This window comes from Angustibacter speluncae, assembly GCF_054777815.1.
Genome location: NZ_BAAHAF010000010.1, coordinates 1 through 1,753, shown reverse-complemented (window position 1 = coordinate 1,753; position 1,753 = coordinate 1). Strand labels below are relative to the sequence as shown.

2 protein-coding genes, 1 tRNA gene and 1 pseudogene are annotated in these 1,753 nt (G+C 76.5%); all 4 read right to left on the bottom strand.

Features of this window, described 5'->3' with window-relative positions; all coding sequences use genetic code 11:
• Positions 1-303, bottom strand: a pseudogene (locus ACYVKY_RS01040) (arginine--tRNA ligase); the annotation flags it as partial.
• A gap of 182 nt (positions 304-485) precedes the next feature.
• A complete protein-coding gene (locus tag ACYVKY_RS01035; RefSeq protein ID WP_460433130.1) occupies positions 486-935 on the bottom strand; it encodes a response regulator in 450 nt (149 codons plus the stop codon).
• A gap of 20 nt (positions 936-955) precedes the next feature.
• Positions 956-1,027: transfer RNA gene (locus ACYVKY_RS01030), tRNA-Arg, on the bottom strand.
• A gap of 68 nt (positions 1,028-1,095) precedes the next feature.
• On the bottom strand, positions 1,096-1,753 hold a 658-nt coding region (locus ACYVKY_RS01025), incomplete at its 5' end, for a M15 family metallopeptidase (protein WP_460433129.1).

The following is a 1,753-nucleotide window of genomic DNA, read 5'->3' as shown; positions in this document are numbered from 1 at the left end:
GGCAGCCGGCGCGACCCGGGCGACGGCGAGCGCCGCCGCGGTGGCGGAGGCGGCGGTGGGGGTGAGGGCGAGGTGGCCGCCGGGCAGGACGCGCACGTCGGCCAGGGACGGGTGGTCGCGCAGGCGAGCGGCGAGCTGCTCGGCCAGGGCGGCCGGGTCGCCGCCTCGGCCGGCGAGCCGCACCGCGACGGGGGTCGTCCACGTCCCGGGTCCGTCGCCGCGGTGCCGCACGACGTCGACGGCCGCGTCGGGGGCGCCCGGCAGGCAACCGCGCACGGCGTCGGCGAGCTGCTCGGGGGTCACCTCGCCAGGGTAGGGCGCGTCCCCCGATCCGTGGCCGTCGCGAGCGACGTCCGGCGGAGTGCCCGGCAAGGCGGAGAAGGGAGCGATACCGGTGTTGTATCGCGACCGACGAGAACGCAGCCGGGTGCCCGTCGGGCGGCGCGCAGCAGGCCAGGGGTCGGGAGACACGCCCTGGACAGCGCTCAGGGGCCGTCGGCTCCCGTGGCCAGCCCGCGGACGAGGTCGACCAGCGCGAGCGGCTCGAACGGCTTGGCGACGAACGCGTCGACGCCGCCGCGCTCGGCCTGCGCCCGGTGGTGCGCCTGCACAGACGCGGTGACCATCACGACCCGCACGTGCTCGAGCCCCGGCTCGCGCCGGATCGCCGCGACGGTCGACCAGCCGTCCAGCGGCTCCATCACGGCGTCCAGGGTCACCACGGCGGGCACCGGGCCACCGGACGCGACCCGCTCGCGCAGCAGGGCCAGCGCGACGGCGCCGTCGGTGGCCTCGTCGACGTCGAACCCCTCGAGCTCGAGGTTGACGCGGATCAGCATCCGGATTTGGGCCGTGTCGTCGACGACCAGGACGCGGGGGGTCACCGGGCGGTCACGGGTGCGGCCCGCGGGGACGACGAAGGGCCAGGTCCGCACCTGGACCTGGCCCCATCACGTGCCCCCGGCAGGATTCGAACCTGCGCACCCGCCTCCGGAGGGCGGTGCTCTATCCCCTGAGCTACGGGGGCTCAGCACGCGGAAGGTTAGCAGCCGCGCGGAGCCGTCCCCGACCGGGATACCCGGCCGGGCCGGACGATCAGCCCTGACCGGCGACGTACTCCCAGTGCCACGGCTCGAACGGGCCGGAGCCGCCGCTGCGGGCCCACTCCGGGTTGTCCCAGCCGAAGTCGGGCGCGTTCTCGCGCATCCACTGGTACTCGGTGGTGCGGGCGCTGGCCTCGCCGTTGCACAGGTCGAGCGCGAGCGCCCACCCGTGCTGGCTGGTGCCCGGACGGGCGGCCAGCCGCGGCTTGCGCGAGCGGACGCTGACCTGCTCGCTGTACGAGCGGTAGCCGTCGGTGATGCACAGGTCGCGGCCGAACTGCGAGGAGAACTCGACGTTCAGGCGGGCGATCGCGATGGCGGCGTCGGCGCGCAGCGACTCGCCGGACCACAGGACGCACAGGTCGTCGCGGTCGATGCGGCCGTTGGCGGCGTCGAGGTCGACCGACTTGCCGTCGCAGCCGGGCAGCACCGCCCGCTCCTGGTTGCGGCTGGCCTGGGCGGCCTGGTCGCGGATCGCGCCGAGCTCGGCGGCGGACAGCGGCGTGCCGCTGGCGGCCAGGCTGGCGGGCGCCGCGGCGGCCACGGCCGCGGACTGCGGCACCACCCGGAAGCTCTCGCTCATAACGGGCGCGAGCGCGAGGCTCGTGGCGGCGCGGCTGACGGTGCGCTCGACGCTCGCGGCGGCGGGC